This is a genomic window from Clostridium beijerinckii HUN142, from assembly GCF_000621745.1.
GTDB classification, from domain to species: Bacteria; Bacillota; Clostridia; order Clostridiales; family Clostridiaceae; genus Clostridium; species Clostridium beijerinckii_A.
Map to the genome: position 1 here is coordinate 66209 of NZ_JHXK01000008.1, position 19012 is coordinate 85220.

A 19012-nucleotide genomic window follows, 5' to 3' on the forward strand; every position below is an offset into this window, starting at 1 on the left:
TCATTTATTTATAGTAAGTTCTAACTAATATACATTACTGTAATTCTCATTAGATACTCTCATGGAATGTTCTGCTTATAACTTCTAATTGTTGTTCTTTTGATAATCTACTGAAGTTAACTGCATATCCTGAAACTCTAATTGTAAGTGTTGGATATTTATCTGGATTTTCCATTGCATCAATCAATGTTTGTCTGTTAAGAACATTAACATTTAAGTGATGAGCTCCTTGAGTAAAATATCCATCTAATATTGCAACTAGGTTGCTAATCTTTTGGTTCTCATCTTTTCCAAGTGCATCTGGAACTATTGAGAATGTGTTAGATACACCATCTTGGCAAATTTCATTGTATGGTATTTTAGCTACTGAGTTAAGTGATGCTAATGCTCCATTTATATCTCTTCCGTGCATTGGATTTGCTCCTGGCGCTAATGGTTCACCTTTCTTTCTTCCATCCGGAGTTGTTCCTGTCTTTTTACCGTACATTACATTTGATGTAATTGTAAGTGCTGATAATGTATGCTTAGCATCTCTGTATAATGGATGCTTCTTAAGCTCATTTGAGAATTTAGTAACTAATTCTACACCTAAATCATCTGCTCTATCATCATCATTTCCGTATTTAGGGAAATCACCCTCAACTTCAAAATCTACTGTTATACCATCTTCATTTCTAATTGGTTTAACTTTTGCATATTTTACAGCCGATAATGAATCTATTGCTACTGAAAGTCCTGCAATACCAAATGCCATTAATCTTTCCACTGCTGTATCATGAAGTGCCATTTGTCCTGCTTCATAAGCATATTTATCATGCATAAAGTGAATTATATTCATTGTATCTACGTAAACCTTAGCAACATATTCTAAAACTTTATTGTAGTTTGCTTTAACTTTATTAAAATCAAGAATTTCTTCATCTGTAAGTTTTGGAATTCCTGGTACTACTTTAATGCCTTTTAATTCATCTACTCCACCATTTATAGCGTATAAAAGTGATTTAGCAATATTTGCTCTAGCTCCAAAGAATTGCATTTGTTTACCAACTTTCATAGCTGATACGCAGCAAGCTATTGCATAATCATCACCATAAACTGGTCTCATAACTTCATCATTTTCATATTGAATAGAGTCTGTTTTTATTGAGATTTCCGCACAATATTTCTTAAAGCTTTCAGGTAATTTATCTGACCATAAAACTGTTAAGTTTGGCTCTGCTGATGTTCCTAAGTTTATTAAAGTATGAAGATATCTAAATGAATTCTTAGTTACAAGCGGCTTGCCATTAATACCTACACCACCAATTGACTCTGTCACCCAAGTTGGGTCCCCGCCGAATAATTCATTATATTCTGGGGTTCTTAAGTGTCTAACTAATCTTAACTTTATAATTAGTTGGTCAACAATTTCTTGGGCTTCTTTTTCTGTAATTACTCCTGCCTCTAAGTCTCTTTCAATGTATATATCTAAGAAGGTTGAAGTTCTTCCAAATGATGTTGCAGCTCCATTGTTTTCCTTAATTCCTGCTAAGTATCCAAAGTATAAATGTTGTGCTGCTTCTTTTGCATTTGATGCCGGCTTAGATATATCAATTCCATATTTAGCTGCCATTGATTTAATTTCACCTAAAGCTCTGATCTGCATTGAAACTTCTTCTCTTTTTCTCACTAACTCATCAAGCATATCACCATTTAGATTATCAAGATCCCTTTTCTTTTCTTCTATTAAGTAATCTATACCATAAAGAGCAACTCTTCTATAGTCACCAATTATTCTTCCCCTACCATAAGCATCTGGAAGACCTGTTAATAATCCAGCACTTCGGGCAAGCCTTATTTCCTTTGTATAACCATCAAAAACTCCTTCATTGTGAGTTTTTCTGTATTTAGGAAAATACTCCTCGATATTTTTATCTAACTCATATCCATATTCTTTTAAAGAACTTTGAACCATTCTCATTCCACCAAATGGATTTACTATTCTCTTAAGTGGTGAGTCTGTTTGAAGTCCTACTATAACTTCGTTGTCTTTATCTATATATCCAGGGTCATAGTTGTCTATTCCTGATACTCTATCAGTTGCTACATCTATAATTCCTTTTTTAACTTCTTCTACAATTAATTCATAAGCTTTCGCCCATACTTTGCTTGTTTTTTCAGTTTTACCTTCTAGGAAACTCGAATCTCCTTCATATAACTTATAATTCTTTTGTATAAAGTTTCTTACATCAATACTCTCTTGCCATGTTCCGTTTTTAAAGCCTTCCCATTGTTTAAACATTAGTTTTCCTCCTTTATACTTTTGATTAAAGCTTTGTTAATTTTTAATCAATTAATTCATACCATTATTGTATACTTTAATGAAGTATATGTCAATGATATCTCTTATCAATTAGCAATTAATTTCACCTCTATTGACAAAACCGTTATTATCAAAAAATAGAGCTAATATACATACGTACGCAAGTATATAAATTACTATAGTCTACTTTTTATATCTTTATCATTTCTTCTGTTTGCAATATTTCTTCTTTTGGTGTATAAATTAATTTATATTAACATATTAGTATTATTAGAAAACGTTTTTATTAAGGATATTATCTATACTTGTGAATTTTAAATTTCGCTTAACTTTACCAAATATATTTGTGTATTTTATAGTTTAGCTTATAAAAATATAAAATTATACCAAGAAATTTTCTTTGTCAACTTTTTTTAGAATTTATAACACAAATTTAACATTCGTACAAAATAATTGACACAAAATAATGTTATAATTTTCTTACAAAATTGTTTATACATAATTCAAAGGGGAGAAAACATATGCAAAGGAATGCTAAATTATCTTTATTTTCTTTTTTAGCACTAGCTCTATCTGTCTTTATATTATATCAAGTTCTTTCTTATTTTAATTTCTTTAGAAAGAATCTAACTATCATTAACAAAACATTATACTCAAATATGCTACCAGAGGAAAAATTTAAAAGTACATATACGCCAAAAATCAAGTTTTCAGACAAGCCTGTAACAAAAGTCAATGATGTAACCCTAAATATTTTGAATACAGGAAATCTAACTAATGTTCCAATACTGCTAAAAGCCCAAAGGTATTATATACCTCTAACTTTTATTTGCAGTAAACTCAATTATACTTTAGATACTTCTAATAATTCCATATCAATATATAATGATAGTAATAAAATTTTCTTAAATGAATCCACTTATGAAAAGAATTCTAGAAAAGGTACTCTTCGTGGTAATTTACTTAACAATAATGGTAGCTATTATATTTCAATTTCAGATATAGAAGAAATTTTTGATTTATTTGCCGTATTTGACTTTCAGAACAAAAAAATAAACCTAATACCTAACGATGTAAAGGAACCAGAAGATTCAGCTATACTATATAGCGACAAAATTGGTTTAATACGTTTTGAAGATTTTGGTTGCGGTTATACAAATGTAGTAGATAAAAATCAAACAAAAATAAAGATAATGGCTAATTTGCTATTTTCCCAAGGGCTGAAATTTCATATTTCATGGATACCTAGATTTGTAGTTCCTTCAGCAAATTTTGATAATAATTTGTTGATGAATGATAACATTGTAAATGTAGGATTTGTAGATGTATTAGATTATGCTCTTAATAAAGGTGGAGAAATAGGTTTACACGGATATACTCATCAATCTGGTAATGACTCAAGCGGAACTGGTGAAGAAATGTCTAAAGACGTAAATAGTACAGAAGCCGAGACTAGAGCAGTAATCGAAAAAGGCATAGATACTGCAAGTGCTCTGAACATTCCTATCTCGTATTACGAGAGTCCTCATTACAGAGATACCGAGCAACAAAAGAAAATAATTAGTGAATATTTTCAATTCATATACGAACCATATGATTATACAAAACAGAACATCTATAAGCCAGATGATTCTCACTTATTTGTTCCGACTCCATTAGGTCGTATAGCTGATCCATCGGCAGATACAACTCGTATGGTAGATAAGATTAATGAAGGAGATCCTGATACACTTAATAGCTTTTACTATCATCCATCTATAGAAATAGATTATATAAACTTTACCCTAAATGGAAACAAACTTAATGTGAATTACGATACACGTTCACCTTTGCAGCAAATAGTAAAAGCACTTAAAGATAATGATTATACTACTGTTCATATTGATAATCTTATAAACAAGTAGTGAAAAAGGCTTGCCATACATCATATGACAAGCCTTTTTATTTTTCAAATATTTTTGTAACATCACTTAATATTCCAAAATTAGTAAAATCAAAATGAAGCGGTGTCATTGTAACATACCCCTTTGATAAATAATATAAGTCCGTTTCACCTTTTTCTATATCATTTCTTCTTCCCTTTGTTGTATATAAATCTCCGTCCTCATTATTTTCTAAAAGTATGTATTCCGTTTTATATGTGGATTTTCCAATCTTACAAACTTTAATTCCCTTTATATCTCTTTCATCTAAATTCGGAATGTTAAGATTTAATACCACATCACTTTTTAAGTATTTTTCCTTTGCTATATTTAAAACTTCTATTGCCCATTTTACAGCCTTCGAATAATCCTCATCATCTTTCTCATAGTCAACATCCATTGAAACCGCAATTGATGGAATTCCGTATATAGCACCTTCTATTGCTGCCGAAACCGTACCTGAGTATAAAATATCCGTTCCAACGTTCGGTCCTTTATTTATGCCTGATATTACAATATCTATATTTTCTTTCAAAAAAGATAATCCAACTTGGGTGCAATCAGCCGGCGTTCCTGCCACACTATAAGCTTTGCAATCTACTCCTTCAATAAACTCTTCTTTGATTTTAATTGGACTATGAATAGATATTGAATGACTAGAAGCACTTTTTTGATCCTTTGGTGCAACAATTATAACCTTATGCTCTTTGGAAATTTCCTTAGCTAAAGCAATTATTCCTGGTGCATTTATTCCATCGTCATTAGTGATTAAAATATTCATATTTCCTCCTTATAACTGTATTTTGCTCATAACTTAATGTAACGCAATGAATGACCGAAATATAAAAACACTTGCAGTCTTATGAACATTTAAATTTCCTGATAAACAACCGAAATGGAATATATGTGTTTGCTCCAGTTCTCTTTCTCTATATTGAGTATTACTAAAAGAACTAAAGCACTAACAAAACAAAGAAAGAGAAACATATATGTATTCTCTTTCGGTTGTTCATTGTTTCACGTTGAGTTCTTCTTAATACCCTTATTTTGCACCATATTGTTTGTAATATTCGTCAATTCTACTTTTAACTTCGTCTGTTATAAGTATAGTTCCGTTAATTTCTTTGTTGTACAAGTATTCTATAACTTCCGCCATTGTGACTATAGCACAAGTTTTAAATCCGAATTTTTCTCTAATTTCGGCTAAGGCCGATTGCTCTCCCTGACCTCTTTCCATTCTGTCTACAGATATTATAAGACCTTTAACATTGACATCTGCTTGGCTTTTTAAGATAGGCATAGTTTCATAAATTGAAGTTCCTGCTGTTGTAACATCTTCAACTATTAGTACTTTATCTCCATCATTTAATTTACTTCCTAAAAGAATTCCTGTATCTCCATGATCCTTTACTTCTTTTCTGTTTGAGCAATATCTTACATCAATATCAAACGAGCTAGACAACGCAATAGATGTTGTAACACTTAGCGGAATCCCTTTATATGCTGGTCCAAATAATACATCATAATCGTCTGCAAAGTTTTCTTTTATTGCTTCTGCATAAAATTCTCCAAGTCTTTTTAACTGGTTTCCTGTTTGATAGTTACCTGTATTAACGAAGAACGGAGTCTTTCTTCCACTCTTAGTAACAAAATCTCCGAATGTTAGTACTCCACATTCTATCATGAAATCAATAAACTCTTTTTTATATGCCTTCATTTAAAATTCCTCCAATATGTATTTTATACTGATTATTTATTAAAACTCAATTATCAGTTATTAATTTTTCACTGTTTGACATTAAGATCTATAATTAATTCATATTATTCCTACAATCTCATTAATATCCTTAATTCCTTGTTCTTTTAAGAAACTTTCCATTTCCTCAATTATTTCTTTACCTGCCATAGGATTCACAAAATTAATTGTTCCTATTTGCACCGCGCTAGCTCCTGCCATCATAAATTCTATAGCATCTTTACCACTTGATATCCCGCCAAGTCCTATCACTGGAATATCTACTGCTTTAGCTACTTCATAAACCATTCTAAGAGCTATAGGCTTCACAGCTGGTCCCGAAAGACCTGCAGTAACATTATTAAATACCGGCTTTCTCTTATATACATCTATTGCCATTCCCTTTAATGTATTTATTAACGAAATAGAATCCGCTCCTGCTTCCTGGCACTTTAAAGCCATATCTACTATGTCTTCTGCATTAGGAGATAACTTAACCATTAATGGCTTCTTAGTCATAGCTTTAATTTCTTTAACCACATCATATGCTACTTTTGATTTTATTCCAAAGGCCATACCACCATGTTTTACATTGGGGCAAGAAATATTAAGTTCGATCATGTCAACATCACTATTATCAATTTTACTTATAGCAGCTTCATAATCTTCTAAGCAGCCTCCACCAATATTGGCTATAATATTAGTTCCGTACTTTCTCATTTTAGGAAGCTCATTTTCTATGAATGAATCTATTCCTGGATTTTGTAGCCCAACTGAATTCATCATTCCCGATGGAGTCTCATATACTCTTATTCCTTCATTACCTTGTTTAGGGTTTATTGTAAGTCCCTTAGAAGATATTCCTCCAAGAATCCCAACATCATAAAAATTATTAAACTCTTCACCAAAACCAAAGGTTCCTGATGCAGCTATTACAGGATTTTTAAATTCTAAATTATTAATAGTTACTTTCATCATATTATTTTCCTCCTTTGGTTGTTATAATTCAACATGGTATCCATCAAATATCGGACCATCTTTGCAAGTTCTCTTATGACCATCTTTTGTTTTACAAGTACATACTAAACATGCACCTACTCCGCATGCCATATGTTTTTCCATAGATACATATACAGCCACATTCTTTTCTTTACACATTTCTATAACCTTTTTCATCATGATTTCTGGTCCACAGCATAAAACTGTATCATAATCTTCCGGTTTTAAAATATCTGTAACAAATCCTTTATGTCCATGCTTTCCTGTGTTTGTAGATATGCAAACTTCATTTACATATTCTTTTAACTCATCTATTAAGTAAACATCATCTCTAAACCCTACATATATGTCTATTTTTTGATCTGGATTTCTCTTTCTTAGTTTTTTTGCGAGTTCCAGCATTGGCGCTGTTCCTATTCCACCCGAAACTAATGCTACCTTGTTATACTCTTTTTCTAAATCAAACCCATTTCCAAGAGGCCCTGTTAAGCTTATTTGATCATCTTCTTTAAGTTTTGTAAATTCCTTAGTTCCGTTTCCTACAACTGCATATAAAAATGTTAGTGTATTTTCAGATTTTTCGCATATACTTATTGGTCTTGGCAAAAATGTAGTACCATTTAGTTTTAACATATAAAACTGGCCTGCCTTTATTTCTGCATCATCTTCAACTACTAATTTATATATATCTTTTGAGATTTCTTCATTTGAAATCACTTTTGCATTTCTGTAAGTTATAGCCATAACTATGCCTCCTTAAGTTATCTTTAATGTAATATTTATACGTTCTTCACTGCTTCCCTTATCGCATCTCGCATCTTAATAGCTTCTTCTCTAGCGCATAGTGCAAACTCTTTTTCCCTATTTTCTTTTTTATAAGCAAGTAGTATTCCTCTTGATGAGTTTACAACTCCACCATTTCCATTGTTTAAGTATAGTGCAACATCCTCAGCTTTCCCACCTTGCGCACCATATCCTGGTATTAAGAAAAACATATTGCTATAGTTTGATCTTATTTTCTTTCCTTCTTCAACATGAGTGCATCCAATAACACCGCCAATTGCAGTATATCCGCACTTTCCTGTATAGTTTTTCCCCATTTCAGTTATCTTATCTGCTACAACTTCGTAAACTTTTTTACTTTCAGTAGTATCTAAATACTCGATATCTTCTGCACCTGGATTTGAAGTTCTGACTAAGCTAAATACACCTTTGCCGCTTTTTTCTAGATAAGGTATATATGGCTCGATACTATCCATTCCCATATAAGGACTTAGTGTTATAAAATCTGCTTCAAAGTCTCCTTCAAAATGAGCCTTTGCATACATAGTTGCTGTTGCTGCTATATCGCCTCTTTTGATATCAGCTATTATAATTTCATCTTTTTCTCTCAAATATTCTAAAGTCTTTTTGTATGCAATTAATCCTTCAAGTCCTAAAGCTTCATAGTAAGCAATTTGCACCTTAAAACATGCAGATACATCCCACGTCGCATCTATTATTTGCTTATTGAATTCAAATATAGCTTCACTCTCAGTTCTACCTTCTTTTATATAATCTGGAACATAGCTTAATGCAGTATCTAAACCTACACAAACCACTCCTCTTTTTTCAACCCTATTGTATAACTTATCAATTATGTAACTTGTCATTTCAAATCTCCCTTCAACCCTATTCAGTGCACAGTCAGAATTCAGTATGAATTTCCTTATGAACTCATATCTTATAATTTTCTTAATTACGTTCTCCATTTTCTTCTTATGATAATATTTGAGTCTCGCTTAAAAATTCTTTATTTTATATGTTTATTATTTTTCTAATTTATAATTATGGCTTCACATAAAGGTTCTTTATTGCGCTCTGAGTTTTTTCTAATGTGTATACTTAACTTCTCCACCTTTTATTGTCATGAGAACTTCGCCATAGAATTCCATACCTGTAAATGGTGTATTTCTTCCCTTTGATGCAAATTCCTCTGGATTCACTGTTAAGCATTTATTAACATCAACCAGTACTAAATCGCCTTCTACTCCAATGCTGATTTTTCCTTTATTCATTCCTAATAGCTTTGCAGGATTATAAGACATTAGCTCACTTAATTTATTTAAAGATATATTATTCTCTCTAACTAATTTTGTATAGCAAATTGAAAATGCAGTTTCGATTCCAATCATTCCAGGAGAACCTTTCATCTTTTCTTCTGCTGTATGTGGTGCATGATCAGTTCCTATTGTATCGACCATACCTAATTTTATCGCATTTATTATCGCATCTACGTCCTCTTTTTCTCTAATTGGAGGATTTACTCTATAATCATTTATATCTCTTGTTAGCGCAATATGATGAGGAGTAACTTCTAATGTTATATTTGCACCGCTCATTTTTCCATCAATTATACATTTTATCGCTTCTTTTGTGCTGACATGACACATATGCAATCTAGCTTTGCTTAACTTAGCTAATTCTACATCTCTTATTGTCATCATATTCTCAGCTATTCTCATATCTACTTTTGAGAATTCAGAACTTTCAGCATGCGACATTATAACCCAGTTATTCTTCTTAGCTATTTCCATTGCTTCAAGCATTGTATTAGAGTTTGATACCCCAACTCCATCATCTGAAATTGCTTTAATTTCCTTGTCACCTGAAAGTTCTTCTAAATGACTTAATGTTACTCCATCAAAGTTCTTTGTTACTGATAAACATTGGTGAATATCTATTAAATTAATTTCTTTAGATTTATTTCTTACATACTCTAGAATCTTTTTTGATGAACATATTGGATTTGTATTTGCCATAAGGCAGACTCCTGTATAACCACCTTTTAGTGCTGCTCTAGATCCCGTTTGAATATCTTCTTTCCATGTAAGACCTGGGTCTCTAAAATGTGCATGTGTATCTATAAATGATGGCATCAAAATCTTTCCTTCACACTCAATAGTTTCTACATCCTTCTTAAAGATCTTTTGCCCTATTTCTTCAATTATTCCATCCTTGATATAAATGTCCCCTATAAAATCTTGAGTTACATCTACTATCCTCGCATTTTTAATCAACAGTTCCATACAACACCTCCTAATTCTCTTAAATTTCTGAAAGCTTTGTTATCTCATCGCAATATTCACATCTATATCTTCCATTCCCTTTATCTACTAAAACAAAAGAATGAGGTACATACTCTTCCTGACTAGTTATACAGCTTGGATTTTTGCACTTTATTATATTTTCTACTTTATCAGGCAACGTTGGCGTAACTTTATTTATTATTATTTCATCCTTTACTTCACAAATTGTTATTGTAGGTGAAAGCAGCCCTAAGACCGTATAATCAAGTTCAAAACAGTTTTCTATCTTAATTATGTCTTTCTTTCCAAGCTTCTTACTATCTGCATTAATTATCAGAGCAACACTACAATCGTTAGTGTCTAATTCTAAGTACTTAAATATCTTAACTCCAACTCCAGCTTGGATATGGTCAATTACTATTCCATTCTTAATACTTGTTATTTCAAGCATCTTACATCCCCCCCAAAAGCTTAATCATTAACGCCATTCTTACATACATTCCGTATTCGGCTTGCTTAAAGTATGAAGCTCTTTTATCTTCATCTACTTCATAAGCAATTTCATTTACCCTTGGCAGTGGGTGCATTACTATCATATCGTCTTTAGCTAGATCCATTTTCGCTCTGTCTAATATATAACTATCTCTTAGTCTTAAATACTCTTCTTCATTAAAGAATCTTTCTTTTTGAACTCTTGTCATGTATAGAATATCTAACTTATCAATTACATCTTCTAATTTTTCTACTTCTATATATTCAATATTATTCTTCTCTAATATTTCTTCTCTTATATATTGTGGTATTGCTAATTCTTTTGGTGATATTAACACAAATTTATTATTATTGTATCTAGACATTGCTTTTATAAGCGAGTGTACTGTCCTTCCAAATTTTAAGTCACCACAAATTCCGATCCTGTGGTTATTTAAACCGCTTTTTAAACTTGTAATCGTAAGTAAATCCGCTAAAGTTTGAGTTGGATGTTGATGCCCACCATCTCCAGCATTAATTATTGGAACATTAGAATAGATACTTGCAACTTTTGCTGCACCTTCTTTTGGATGTCTCATTGTTATTATATCTGAATATATTGACACCATTTTAATTGTGTCAGCTAAAGTTTCTCCTTTAGAAATTGATGTTGAATTTGGTTCTGAAAACCCGAGAATTTTACCACCAAGTCTCATCATTGCAGCTTCAAAGCTCAATCTTGTTCTTGTACTTGGTTCATAAAATAATGTAGCTAAAATTTTCCCATCACAAATATGAGAAAATTCCTTTGGATGTGCTATTATTTGATGTGCTAAATTGAATATTTCATCTAATTCCTCTACTGTAAAATCCATAGGTTCTATTAGATGTTTAATATCTTTTATCATTTTATTATCACTCCTTCTTAACCTCTCTGTGTTAATTTAAAGGGAAAAATTATATAATACTATATAAGGACAAAATCGTAGGCGACTGTGGAGCCGGAGATTTTTTTACGCATCTGCCTTTTCGAACGCATGTGAGAAAAATCTGCACATCAGAATTGGCAGCTATGCTGCATATAAGAACATTTTATGCAGGCGAATATATTTTCTTTTTTATTCTCTTTTAAAAGCCAACCTTCTAAATCAGCCTTTCTTATAAGTTATCCACAGATTATCCAACAATATAATTTCCTAGAGAATAAAAAAACCTTCCTTAAAATAAAGGAAGGCATAATAATCCTAGATGATTGGTATTATATAACTTCCTTATTGATTTCTCTGAATCAAATTAAAGGTTATTCTTTGTGTAAGAATAACATTTCTTTGAGGTTGTGTCAATAAAAATTATTTTATAAAAAATTCAACTAAATTAGTTCAAATTTTAATTCTGTTATAAAAATAACTCCTAGTTTTCTAGGAGTTATTAATTATGTTTCTAAAAGTTGTTTATTATGTTATCCCACATCATTTTTCCACATTTAGCAAGAGTAACTGTTCCATAAACACTATTAGGAATTCCCATTGAGAGAACAGTAAATGTAAATGATCCTTTTGGTGAGTGGATCAAAGCTGTATCGTTTTCAACACTAGCCTTATCTCCTGTCTTACTTGATATTTCATATTTTAAATCATCAGGTATATAAAGAGCTAATTTGTTTTTCATTTGTTGTCTTTGTAATATATCCATAAGCATTTTGCTATTTTTCTCATCTAAAAAGTTTGAATTATATAAGTGTTTCCATATTTTTGATAAATCTAATGCACTTGTTATATTTTCAATTCCATTACTTACGGCTCTTTCATCTGAAGTTTTTCTATTTAATCTGGTATTTTTTAATCCTTGTGCTTCTATATCATCATTTATCTTATCAATACCAACTATATCTATAAGTTTGTTTGCTGCAGTATTATCACTTTGTATAAGCATTGCAACTAATAATTCAAATATAGTATACTCTCTATTATCAAATTCATGGAGTATTCCTGTTCCATAAACTTTATCTTCTTCTTCAATTTTTATTTTATCTAAAAATGTGCTGTTTCCTTCTTGAACATGCTTTATTATAGATACTGCTATTGGCAGTTTCATACAACCTGCACTTGTCATCTGAACATTTTCATTGTATCCATAACTAAAACCACTTTCTAAATCCTCAAAGAAAAATGAATATGTTCCTATTCTGGACTCTAAATATCTTTTTATTTCTTTCATAATACCCACCGCTTTCTAAAAATACTACTAAATGTCATTAGGTATCTTATGGGTACTAAATCATTAATATAATCTAGCACCCATACTAAGTTAACTAATCGGCAAATGATATACCTATTCTCTTGGCTACAGCTACTAATTCTCCATCTGGCTCTACTTTTTTGTTATTACCAATGACATTTTCTAAACTATCATAAGTAATTTCATTACCTTTTAAGCATACCATGCTTCCGAACTTACCTTTATTAATAAGCTCTACTGCTTCAACACCATACCTTGTTGATAATATTCTATCATATGTTGATGTGGTTCCACCTCTTTGAATATGACCAAGAACTGTACATCTAACTTCTCTATCCTTAACTAACTTTTCCAAATCTGCAGCTATCTTGTTTCCAATGCCACCAAGCCTAATTGGATCTGGACTATCCTCAACTATCTTAGATACTATAACATCACCATTCTTAGGTTTTGCACCCTCTGCTACAACAATTATAGTAAATAACTTTCCATGTTTTTTTCTATCTTCAATCTTTTCTACAACTTTATTTATATCATATGGCAATTCAGGTAAAAGTATTACATCCGCTGAACCAGCTATTCCTGATTCTAACGCTATAAAACCTGCATTTCTTCCCATAACTTCTAAAATCATAATTCTATGATGAGATTCTGCAGTTGTATGCAGTCTATCCAACGCTTCCGTTGCTATACCTATAGCTGTATTAAAGCCAAACGTTACATCTGTTGACCCTAGATCATTATCTATAGTCTTTGGAACACCAATAACATTTACTCCCTTTCTCGAAAAATCTCTAGCTGATGTTAATGTTCCATCACCACCAACTACAACTAAAACGTCTACACCCTCTTTTTTTAAATTCTCAACTGCCACATCTGACACATCTTTTTTTACTATTTGACCATTTTCTTCTACTGAGTAATCAAACAAATTATCTTTATTTGAACTATAAAGAATTGTTCCTCCTCTTGATATAAGGCCTGATACAGTTGCTAAATCTAATGAAATAAAATCATTGTTATATAATCCTCTGTAACCGAATTTATATCCAATAACTTCACATCCATAATTTAAAATTGCTGATTTCGTTACTGCACTTATTACTGCATTTAAGCCTGGGCAATCTCCTCCTCCAGTTAATAGAGCTATCTTTTTAATATCTTTGGACATCTTCTAATCCCCCTATACCATAATCTTCATTGGAAATTATCGTTCCGATTAAATTATCATTATTTTCTGACTATTTACTTAATGATATCACAAACTTTAATTTATGAAAAGTATTAATTTACAATATATTCATTCTTTAAATAAGAATTGAAATTTTTAATTTTAATATTTAGTTGTTTTTATCGAATTTTCATTATTATTCCTAGGAATCTTAATCCGAATTTATTATTTTAAAATTTTTTTGAACTTTACCTACATTATTTACTATACCCAAACTTACATTAAGTATTATATTTTATAAATCAATATTTAGAAGTCTTATTTCTATTTTTATTAATAAATTCCGCATCCTATCAAATTTTAGCTTATAATTAACTTCTTACAATAATTAATCTTAAATATACCCTTTATTTACATTTATCTTTAATTATATGCTTCAATTGAATTTCTATATTTTGGTCATAATCGAACTCTTAACCTATTTAAATAACTATTATTTAAACACGCATATTTTATTTTTATCAGTTAATTTTAAAGATTTTTTTATTAATAAAAAAGTTGAATTAGCATATAGCTAATTCAACTCTTTCTTTATAATGTAAAATTTAAAAATCCAAAGAACATAAGTATTCCAAATACTATACCTGCGCCTATTCTGTACACTGCAAATACACGCATTGGCCTTTTCTTTAAATAAGAAACGAACTTATCCATAACAATGACTGACACTACAAATGCTACGATAAAACCTACTATTAATGAAATCCACAAAGTCAAATTCATACCTGAGTAGTCAAATTCCATAAGATCCTTTGCAGACGCTCCTATCATAGCTGGAATAGCTAAAAAGAAGGAAAATTCCGCAGCTATTGGTGTTGAAAAACCTGCAATCCATCCTCCCATTATAGTGGATGCACTTCTTGACATTCCTGGCCATACTGAAAGTACTTGAAAGACTCCTACTTTTAGAGCTTGCATCGGAGTTATACTATCTAAACTCTTTATTGCATGTTTTTTACTTTTTCTAAACATGTTTTCAATTACTATTAATAGAATACCTCCAACTATAAAGCCTATGACCACAGCTTCAGGATTAAATAGGCTTTTTATCTTTTTATAAAATAACACTCCTATAATCAACATTGGTATACATCCTATTATTACGTTTATACCAAAATCAAAACCTGTTTTACCTTCTTTTCCTTTTGTGAATATATATCTAAAAAAATCAATCACACTATCCTTTATCTTCTTCCAGTATAAAACTACAACAGCTAATATTGCGCCTAATTGAATTACAACTTCATACATTTTAACAAAGTCACCTTTAAAATCAATTATGCTTGATGCTAGTATCATATGTCCTGTTGATGACACTGGAATAAATTCTGTTAATCCTTCAACTATTGCTATTATTATAGCTTTGACTATAAATAAAATATCAAATCCCACTTAATTTTCACTCTCTTTCTATTTTGTTTATTTATTTACTTTTTTAACCACATTAATATATTTTAAACCTATTAGACTCTATTTCATATTAAAAATTTATTAATTTTTTATAAGCTTACTATATTTCTCTTTACTTCCAATCTCAGTTTACCTTATTTTCTATCTCTAAGATAAATAACGTCTTGTCCAATTTCAATACTTATAAACTCCTTATAAATTAAATTTATATAATAATTCTAATTAGCTAAATTTATAGCTTGCAAAATTATTATATATAAATATAGATATTTCTAAGGATAAGTATTAGGTTTTTTTATAGATTTTTTTCAGAATATATCTTGAAATTTTGTTTTTACGTTCTGTTCTTAACTTACTAGAGTTATAAACACAAATTTATTATTGCAATATATAGTAACTATTTTTTAATTAAATTCTTGTCTTAAAGGTTATTCAAACAATTAAGGAGCAACTTAATAGCTCCCCCTTAATCTTTATCATCATTATTTTTCTATTACACTCATTATATTTTTTTCTTCATTTTTTATATTTGGTACATAGCTCTTCAATACTGTAAAATCACCAACCAATTCGTAATCTCCAAGAGTTGCTGGAATGAATATACTATCTCCCATAACTATTTTTTCTTCTCCACCATTATATTTAATTAGACCATTTCCATCTACACATGTGAATAGATAAAATCTTTCCTCATCGCTCTTTTCTTTTACATATGTGGTAATTTTGTATTTTTGTATTGTAAAGTATTCATCTAAACAAAGATATGATTTATAATAACCATCTCTTTCAATTAGAATTCCTTTTGAATTTTCTCCCTTAAGAGAAAAATCTATTACATCTAATGCCTTTTCTACATGAATTTCACGTCCTCTATTATAGTCGTAAACTCTATATGTGGTGTCGCTATTTTGTTGAATTTCAGCAATTAATACCCCTTCACATATAGCATGAACTAATCCACTTTGCACAAAGAAAAAATCACCTTTTTTAACTGGAATTTTATTTAAATACTTATCTAATTCCCCTTCTTCTATTGCTTTCTTAAATTTTTCCTTGTCGCAATCTTTTGTTCCTACTATTAATGAAGCATTTTCTTCTGCATCAACCACATACCAAGCTTCTGTCTTTCCTGAATCTTTTTCAACTCTATTTGCATACTTATCATCAGGATGAACTTGGACTGAAAGTTTATCTTCCGCTGTTATTAATTTAATTAAAAGTGGAAATTCTTTAGTGCTTATTTCAGTACCTAAAAGTTTCTCACCATATAAATTTATTATTTCATCAAATGTTTTTCCTTTTAATTTGCCATTTTCTACTTTACCAGTTCCATTTTTATGACAAGCTATATCCCAGCTTTCTCCTATTACGCCTTCTGGCACATTATCTCTAAATTTCTCTAGGTGCTTTCCTCCCCATATTCTCTCGTAATATAGGTTTTCAAACTTAATTGGATACATACTACTCTCCCCCTATCAAATGACTATCTTATATTTATTTACAAGTTTATATTATATAAATAATTTATCTTAATAAAATAATTTTAAATCTGGTATTTTTAATGTTGCCCCGTTCCTTTTGTTATATGCATCAGATAAATTTTTAACCCTGTTATAATTTTCAGTTATTATATCTCTATCTTCTTCGCTTGTTTTATCATTCATGCCATCATACGCTGCTTTAAAATTAACTAGACCTCTGCTTAAATCTCCTTCTATAGCTACATAATAACAGCCAGCATTGTTTAAAGTTAATATATCATTTTTATCAATAGCATATGCAGACTTTATTTCCTTAAGAGCATCCTCACCTTTTTCTTTATTTAAGTATACAGTTCCAAGAGCCCTATGATATTTGATCTCTTTTCCATTTATCGCTATGCTCTTTTTTAATAAATCTATAGCTTCATCTTGTCTTTGATTCGCCACTTTAATTAATGCCATATTATAATATACTTCTGCGTCGTTAGTATTCATTTTAGATGCCAGAGTATAATAATATAATGCCCTAGAACTATCCTTAACTGTATTTCCATAGTACTCTGCTAATTTAATTAATATATTATAATTAAAAGGTTCCTTATACAAAGCAGTTCTAAAATATGGCTCTGCATTTTCACTCTTATCTTGCTTCTCCATTATCTCAGGCATCAAAAATCCATAGTTATCAGCATAATCTTTGTTTAAGGATATACTCTTCTCGCAGTTCTTAAGCGCATCATCATAATTTTCATCACTATAATCCTCCAATGCCATTGCGTGATATCCTATAAATGAGTTTTGATCGTTCTTTATCATTTCATTTAAAACATCTCTGGCTTTTTCTGATTCACCTAAATTTTGATATGTGTTAGATTTAATAAGTGCTAAATTTATACTTCCAACATCTTTATCTTCTAATTCACTAATTAAATCATTAGCCTTTTTAGCCGAATCCTTATCCTTAGAATAAATCTCTGCTTGCCACATCTTATATGCAAGTTCACTTGAATCCTTTTTCTCAATTGCTGAAATTTTATTTAAAATATCATTCTTATTATATTCTGCAATTTGTGTTATTACATCAAAAACCTTAACTTCATTTTTATCTTTATGCCAAGCATCCTTTAACAACGAAAGTCCTTGATCTAAATTATTCATCATCATATTCATTCTAGCCAAATCTGCCAGATCAGATGCACTTTCATCATCCTTTGGATAATTATCAACTATTTCTTTCATTTTATCTTTCTTGTCATTTGCCATATAAATAGTAAACATTGTTTTTAATAAATTCTTATCTGTTGGATAGTCCATCAAAAATAATTCACCATATTGCAAAGCCTTGTCATAATCTCCGTTCATGAAAGATGTAAACACTATATAATTGGTAAGTTCTCTATCTTTAGCCTCAAAATTATCTATATTTTTTTGCTTCTTACTATCAATTACCTTGTTTCTAGCTAAATAAACTTTGGTAAGAAGTTCATTTGAATCTGCAAAGTTTCCTTTTACAGAATAAATTTCTGCAATCTTTAAATTCCATATTGGCCATTCATCTTTTTCTTGATACTTATTATATTCTTCAATTGCAGCATCATATTTATCATTGTAAAAATTCTCTTCAGCACTATTAGCTGCAATAGTAAGCTTATCTTTTGATGTCTCAAGTCTAGATTTAGAGATTACATTAGTTATCATAACTGCACTTAAGCAAATTACTATAATTACAGGTGGAGTAAAATATCTGTCTTTCTTCAAGTCGCTTATGTATTTAAAATACTTACTTTTTTTCAAATCACTTATGTACGTAAAATATTTGCTCTTTTTAAAATCGCTTATATATTCTATAACTGATTTCTTCACGAATAAATCACACCTTACTTTTATAATCAATTCATACTTGTCCTCTATTTTAACAAACTTTGATATAAAAATCTACTTTTTGACTAACATTCATTAAATTGTAACTATATATTCATAAATATATTAAAACTTTTACATTTTAAATAAATAAGCTAAACGGCATATAAGCTACCGGATTTATAAATATTTTAATTCCGAAAAACCATGAAAATATAACTGAAGCTTCCGCCTTCAAAATATTACCACATATTCAATTTAAACATCAAACAATCTTAGCCTGGATTCGATAATT

General features: G+C 30.2%; 15 protein-coding genes. 1 reads left to right on the forward strand and 14 read right to left on the reverse strand.

Annotated features, from left to right (window positions below; genetic code table 11):
- Positions 1-49 precede the first annotated feature (49 nt).
- A complete protein-coding gene (gene pflB / locus T483_RS0101965) occupies positions 50-2281 on the reverse strand; it encodes a formate C-acetyltransferase (RefSeq protein WP_026885308.1) in 2232 nt (743 codons plus the stop codon).
- 542 nt (positions 2282-2823) lie between these two features.
- Here pflB and T483_RS0101970 point away from each other — a divergent pair.
- On the forward strand, positions 2824-4206 hold the full coding sequence (locus T483_RS0101970; protein WP_026885309.1) for a DUF2334 domain-containing protein: 1383 nt from the start codon (positions 2824-2826) through the stop codon (positions 4204-4206).
- A 37-nt stretch (positions 4207-4243) separates the two neighbouring features.
- On the opposite strand, the gene surE is transcribed toward T483_RS0101970, so the two are convergent.
- From surE to T483_RS0102035, 13 genes are all read right to left on the reverse strand, one after another.
- Positions 4244-5005, reverse strand: coding sequence for a 5'/3'-nucleotidase SurE (gene surE / locus T483_RS0101975; RefSeq protein ID WP_026885310.1), 762 nt, complete (start codon positions 5003-5005; stop codon positions 4244-4246).
- A gap of 261 nt (positions 5006-5266) precedes the next feature.
- Positions 5267-5941, reverse strand: coding sequence for an orotate phosphoribosyltransferase (pyrE, locus tag T483_RS0101980; RefSeq protein ID WP_026885311.1), 675 nt, complete (start codon positions 5939-5941; stop codon positions 5267-5269).
- 99 nt (positions 5942-6040) lie between these two features.
- Positions 6041-6937, reverse strand: a complete 897-nt coding sequence (locus T483_RS0101985; RefSeq protein WP_026885312.1) for a dihydroorotate dehydrogenase — start codon at positions 6935-6937, stop codon at positions 6041-6043.
- A gap of 21 nt (positions 6938-6958) precedes the next feature.
- Positions 6959-7702 (reverse strand): dihydroorotate dehydrogenase electron transfer subunit, encoded by a 744-nt coding sequence (locus T483_RS0101990; RefSeq protein ID WP_026885313.1) that lies wholly within the window; start codon positions 7700-7702, stop codon positions 6959-6961.
- Positions 7703-7737: 35 nt separating this feature from the next.
- On the reverse strand, positions 7738-8610 hold the full coding sequence (gene pyrF / locus T483_RS0101995) for an orotidine-5'-phosphate decarboxylase (RefSeq protein WP_026885314.1): 873 nt from the start codon (positions 8608-8610) through the stop codon (positions 7738-7740).
- 219 nt (positions 8611-8829) lie between these two features.
- Positions 8830-10026 (reverse strand): dihydroorotase, encoded by a 1197-nt coding sequence (locus T483_RS0102000; RefSeq protein ID WP_026885315.1) that lies wholly within the window; start codon positions 10024-10026, stop codon positions 8830-8832.
- A 19-nt stretch (positions 10027-10045) separates the two neighbouring features.
- On the reverse strand, positions 10046-10477 hold the full coding sequence (locus T483_RS0102005; protein WP_026885316.1) for an aspartate carbamoyltransferase regulatory subunit: 432 nt from the start codon (positions 10475-10477) through the stop codon (positions 10046-10048).
- 1 nt (position 10478) lies between these two features.
- Positions 10479-11405 (reverse strand): aspartate carbamoyltransferase, encoded by a 927-nt coding sequence (gene pyrB, locus T483_RS0102010; protein ID WP_026885317.1) that lies wholly within the window; start codon positions 11403-11405, stop codon positions 10479-10481.
- A gap of 532 nt (positions 11406-11937) precedes the next feature.
- Positions 11938-12714, reverse strand: coding sequence for a serine hydrolase (locus T483_RS0102015; protein ID WP_026885318.1), 777 nt, complete (start codon positions 12712-12714; stop codon positions 11938-11940).
- 94 nt (positions 12715-12808) lie between these two features.
- Positions 12809-13906, reverse strand: a complete 1098-nt coding sequence (locus T483_RS0102020) for an ATP-dependent 6-phosphofructokinase (protein WP_026885319.1) — start codon at positions 13904-13906, stop codon at positions 12809-12811.
- 591 nt (positions 13907-14497) lie between these two features.
- Positions 14498-15358 (reverse strand): undecaprenyl-diphosphate phosphatase, encoded by an 861-nt coding sequence (locus T483_RS0102025; RefSeq protein ID WP_026885320.1) that lies wholly within the window; start codon positions 15356-15358, stop codon positions 14498-14500.
- 500 nt (positions 15359-15858) lie between these two features.
- Complete coding sequence (locus tag T483_RS0102030; protein ID WP_026885321.1) at positions 15859-16836, reverse strand: type I phosphomannose isomerase catalytic subunit; 978 nt, start codon at positions 16834-16836, stop codon at positions 15859-15861.
- Between the two features lie 69 nt (positions 16837-16905).
- Positions 16906-18720, reverse strand: coding sequence for a tetratricopeptide repeat protein (locus T483_RS0102035; RefSeq protein WP_026885322.1), 1815 nt, complete (start codon positions 18718-18720; stop codon positions 16906-16908).
- Positions 18721-19012: the final 292 nt, after the last annotated feature.